We start from the raw sequence: 4,001 nt of genomic DNA, 5'->3' as shown, positions 1-4,001 counted from the left end.
GCGCACCGCCGATGCCCTGCTGCACACCCATGCTGGCGGCGTGACGGTCAACGATACCTTGCTGCACTTTGCGCAAGACGAGTTGCCCTTTGGCGGCGTGGGGGCGTCCGGCATGGGCAGCTATCACGGCCGCTGGGGATTCGATACCTTCAGCAAGCTCAAGCCCGTGCTGTTTCAGGCGCGGTTCTCTGGCGTCGGGCTTGCCGCGCCGCCCTACGGGCCGCGTACCCGCTGGCTGATGAAGTTCATGGGAAGGCTGTGATGCGCAGGCGCTGGGTCAAGAAGTTCGCGGTCATCGTGGCGTTGTGCGCCGTTGCGGGCACGGCGAACGCGCAAAGCGCACCCGAGCCCTTGCCAGCCTCCGGCGCCAGCGATGTGGCCCGCACGGTGACGCCCGGGCTTCGCTTTGCCGCCCCGGCGCAGGCGGCCGCCATCACGGCAGACCGCTTGCTGCTGCTCGCCCCGGACGGGGCTGCGGTTCGCGGCCTGGTGCGCACCTCCGGCGACCGCGCAGTGTTCGAGCCCACCGTGCCCTTGGTTGGCTGCACCACCTACACCCTCCTGCTGAACGCGCCAGAGCGCGTGCGCAGCCGCTTCACCACCGCGTGCAGCGCATGGAGTGCGCCCGTGCAGATCGACGACAGCCGTACAGCGCACAAAGTCGATCTGCCCGTCAGCGGTACGCAGGTGGCGGCAACGGCCGACGGTGGCTTCGTCGCGGTGTGGTTTCAGGACGATGCGGGCCGCCGCGCCATTCTGGCCACGCGCTTCAACCCGGACACGCAGGCCTGGAGCCGCCCGCAAGCCATCGATCTGCAAGGGCCGCAAGCTGGGGCGTCGAGCATTCCCGCCATCACGGCGGATCGCCAGGGGCGCCTCACCGTCGTGTGGTTTCAGGCGGTGAATGGCCGCAACGCCGTATTTGCGGCGCGCAGCGATGGCGGCGCGTGGCAGGCCCCGCAGCGGCTCGATCAACCCGCGCTGCGCGGTAACGCCACCAATCCGCAACTCGCCGCCGACGCCGCGGGCAATGTCACCGTGGTCTGGCAGCAGCCCGACGGCCGCCACACCGCCATTTATGCGGCCCATTGGCAACAGGCAGCGCTGCGCTGGCTGCCCGCGCAGCCCGTTGATCGCGGCCCTGCCAATGCCTACAACCCGGTGATCGCCGCCACGCCGCAAGGGCGGGTGGTGGCCGCCTGGCAGCAGGGGACTTCCGGGCGCGAGGCGGTGTTTGCCGCGGCGTTGCAGCCTTCCGGCCAGTCGTGGGGTGCGCCACGGCGTCTCAGCGCAGAGGGCATCGCCGCCACAAGCCCGGCGCTCACGGCTACACCGCAAGAAGCCATCGTCGCCGCATGGGTGCAGGGCCGGGATGCGTTGCGGCGTATTGCCGTCAGCCAGCTTCTGCCAGAGGGCAGCGGCGCTGCGTTCCGCTGGAGCGCGCCGCAGATTCAGCACAGCACGGCCTTCACCGGCCCGGCGCTTTCGCCCGCGCTCACCGCCGATGCCGCGGGCGATCTCACGCTGGTGTGGGAACAGGCCAAGTCGGCGCAGGGCGGCCCGGTGCGATACGCCATACTCGCCGCCCGGCGCGATGCCGCCGCAGATACCGCCTCGGCTCGCTGGTCGCCGCCGCAGCAGATCGACGACCCCGCGCTGCGCAGCGCGGGCAATCCGGTGTTGGTAACCGATGCGGCGGGCAATGTGCGTTGCGCCTGGTATCAAGACGGGCCCAGCGGCATGCAGGTGCAGACCGCGCGCTACAACCCGGCCGAGCAGCGCTGGGAGGCGCCGCAGACCTTGTCCGACCCGAGCACCACGGTGCAGGCCAGCTTTCCCGCGCTGGCCGTCGATGCGGTGGGGAGCACCATGGCCGTGTGGCAGCAGTTCAACGGCTGGCGCACCCTGGCCGTCGCCCGCTGGCTGCCGTGAGGTCGGTTCAGGCCGTGTCGGTGCAGCGACCGAACAGCCAGAAACAACGCCATTGGCGCATCGCCGCCTTCACCCAGTAGTCGATCTGGCCGGTCTGGTTTTCCATCAGCGCATTGAAGTGGCTCTGGTAGTTGTCTTCCGGCAACTCTAGATACGCCTCGGTTTCGCCGCCCTCGTTATGCACTTTCATGCCGGCCCGGCGCGCGATTTTGAGCATCGCGGCATTGCTGCTCAGGCACTGCATGTAAAGCACCCGCAGCCCGCGGTTGCGCGCGTCCACCGCCGCGCGTGCAAACAAGCGCGTGCCGATGCCCAGCCCGCGGCCTTTGGGCAGCACCGAGACGCCAAACTCCGCCCGCTCCGTCTGCCCCGGCTCGATGGCGATATGCGCTACCGCCAGCAACTCCAGCTTGCGGTTGAACACGCCAAAAATCTCGTCCGATTCGAAGCGGATGGAATCGACGTAAAGACGCACGCGCTCGTCGCTCGCGGCGTAGCCAAAGCGCAGATAGCGATCATCCGGCCCCAGCGCCAGAAAATGCCGCAGCAACTGCTCGCGATGTTCCGGCCCGATCGGGCGAATCGGGATGATCGGCGCGGACAGATGCCGAGCGCGGGGCGGGACGGCCGACGCGCTGCCTGTGGCTTGCAAGGGAGCGGTCTCGGGAGGCTGAGTCATATCGAATAGAAGCAAGATTGCTGCAATGCAGCATAGATCACATAGTTTAGGCGCTGCTCCTGCAAACACAAGGAATAGGGACATCGCCGCGCCCTTGCCGCCACAACACGCTTGAAAATCAAGCACTTGTGAGTGCCCCCAGGGCCGGGCAATCCCCACCCCAACCCTCCCCACAGGTGGGGAGGGAGTGATCTCACCTCCCCCACGTCGTGGGGAAGGTCGGGAAGGGGACGGCCCAGCCCGCCCCCCGTGGGGGATGAGGCCCGCGGCTCCAAGCTGCCCTGCGGCAGCTTGGACGGTGCCGAATCCGAGCAGCTTGCAAGCGGCGAGGTGGTCAAGGAAACTTGGGGCGGCCCTGCGTTTCCTTGAGGGTGACAAACCCGCTGACCTGTCTATAATGGCACGTTTGGCTTTGAGCGGGGGCCAGAAAACCCATGCCGGCGGGCGCGGGGCAGAGCGTCTCAACTTTGAAGAACATCTCGACATTGAGGCCCGCTGCCGCACATCACTGGTGGGCTCATTCATATCTCGCTCAAACATCGTTCATAGGAACAACCATGAAAACCTTCAGCGCCAAACCGGCCGAAGTCGTGCATGAGTGGTTCGTGATTGACGCAGAGAACAAGGTTCTCGGTCGGGTCGCCAGCGAAGTGGCCCTCCGTCTGCGTGGCAAACACAAACCCATCTACACCCCGCACGTCGATACCGGTGACTTCATCATTGTCGTCAACACCTCCAAAATTCGTGTGACCGGCAACAAAGCCAACGACAAGACCTACTACCGTCACACCGGCTATCCCGGCGGCATCTACGCCACCAAATTCAAGGATATGCAGGCGCGTCACCCCGGCCGTGCGCTGGAACTGGCAGTCAAGGGCATGTTGCCCAAAGGCCCGCTCGGTTACGCCATGATCAAGAAGCTCAAGGTCTATGGGGGTGCAGAGCATCCGCACAGCGCCCAACAGCCCAAGACTCTCGACATCTAAGGACACGCGATGATCGGAAACTGGAATTACGGCACAGGCCGTCGCAAAAGCTCCGTGGCCCGCGTCTTCATCAAGAAGGGCACCGGCAAAATCACGGTCAACGGGAAAGACGTCGAGCAGTATTTCGGCCGTCAGACCTCCATCATGATCGTCAAGCAACCCCTCGTTCTCACCGAGAACGTCGAGAGCTTCGACATCAAGATCAACGTCCACGGCGGCGGCGAAACCGGCCAGGCCGGTGCGGTGCGTCACGGCATCACCCGCGCGCTGATCGACTACGAGGCCACCCTCAAACCCGCGCTCTCCAAGGCAGGCTTCGTCACCCGCGACGCCCGCGAAGTGGAGCGGAAAAAAGTGGGCCTGCGCGGCGCCCGTCGCGCCAAGCAGTTCTCCAAGCGCTGATA

At 66.0% G+C, this 4,001-nt stretch carries 5 protein-coding genes; 4 read left to right on the top strand and 1 reads right to left on the bottom strand.

Annotation, left to right across the window (positions count from 1 at the left end):
- Positions 1 to 262, top strand: a 262-nt coding sequence (locus B7X30_RS14990) for an aldehyde dehydrogenase family protein (RefSeq protein WP_286731668.1), incomplete at its 5' end; no start/stop codon positions are given.
- A complete protein-coding gene (locus B7X30_RS14985) occupies positions 262 to 1,932 on the top strand; it encodes an Ig-like domain-containing domain (RefSeq protein ID WP_286731665.1) in 1,671 nt (556 codons plus the stop codon). The genes B7X30_RS14990 and B7X30_RS14985, both read left to right, overlap by 1 nt.
- Positions 1,933 to 1,939: 7 nt before the next feature.
- Here the strand turns inward: B7X30_RS14985 and B7X30_RS14980 are convergent, their stop codons facing one another.
- Positions 1,940 to 2,611 carry a GNAT family N-acetyltransferase gene (locus B7X30_RS14980; RefSeq protein ID WP_286731663.1) on the bottom strand — a complete coding sequence of 224 codons (672 nt, stop codon included), beginning with the start codon at positions 2,609 to 2,611 and terminating at the stop codon, positions 1,940 to 1,942.
- Positions 2,612 to 3,168: 557 nt separating this feature from the next.
- On the opposite strand from B7X30_RS14980, the gene rplM reads away from it, so the two are divergent.
- Entirely contained in the window at positions 3,169 to 3,597 is a 429-nt protein-coding gene (rplM, locus tag B7X30_RS14975; RefSeq protein ID WP_013104413.1) for a 50S ribosomal protein L13, read from the top strand.
- 9 nt (positions 3,598 to 3,606) lie between these two features.
- Positions 3,607 to 3,999 (top strand): 30S ribosomal protein S9, encoded by a 393-nt coding sequence (rpsI, locus tag B7X30_RS14970; protein ID WP_013104414.1) that lies wholly within the window; start codon positions 3,607 to 3,609, stop codon positions 3,997 to 3,999.
- Positions 4,000 to 4,001: the final 2 nt, after the last annotated feature.

Source organism: Thiomonas sp. 13-64-67 (assembly GCF_002282795.1).
In the GTDB taxonomy this organism is placed as follows: Bacteria; Pseudomonadota; Gammaproteobacteria; order Burkholderiales; family Burkholderiaceae_C; genus Thiomonas; species Thiomonas arsenitoxydans.
This window is presented reverse-complemented; position numbering and strand designations above follow the sequence as displayed.

What these genes read in the sequence shown, in the direction of transcription:
- B7X30_RS14985 (WP_286731665.1), top strand. Translation starts at nt 262, where the DNA reads ATGCGCAGGCGCTGGGTCAAGAAGTTCGCGGTCATCGTGGCGTTGTGC.
- B7X30_RS14980 (WP_286731663.1), bottom strand. Translation starts at nt 2,611, where the DNA reads ATGACTCAGCCTCCCGAGACCGCTCCCTTGCAAGCCACAGGCAGCGCG.
- rplM (WP_013104413.1), top strand. Translation starts at nt 3,169, where the DNA reads ATGAAAACCTTCAGCGCCAAACCGGCCGAAGTCGTGCATGAGTGGTTC.
- rpsI (WP_013104414.1), top strand. Translation starts at nt 3,607, where the DNA reads ATGATCGGAAACTGGAATTACGGCACAGGCCGTCGCAAAAGCTCCGTG.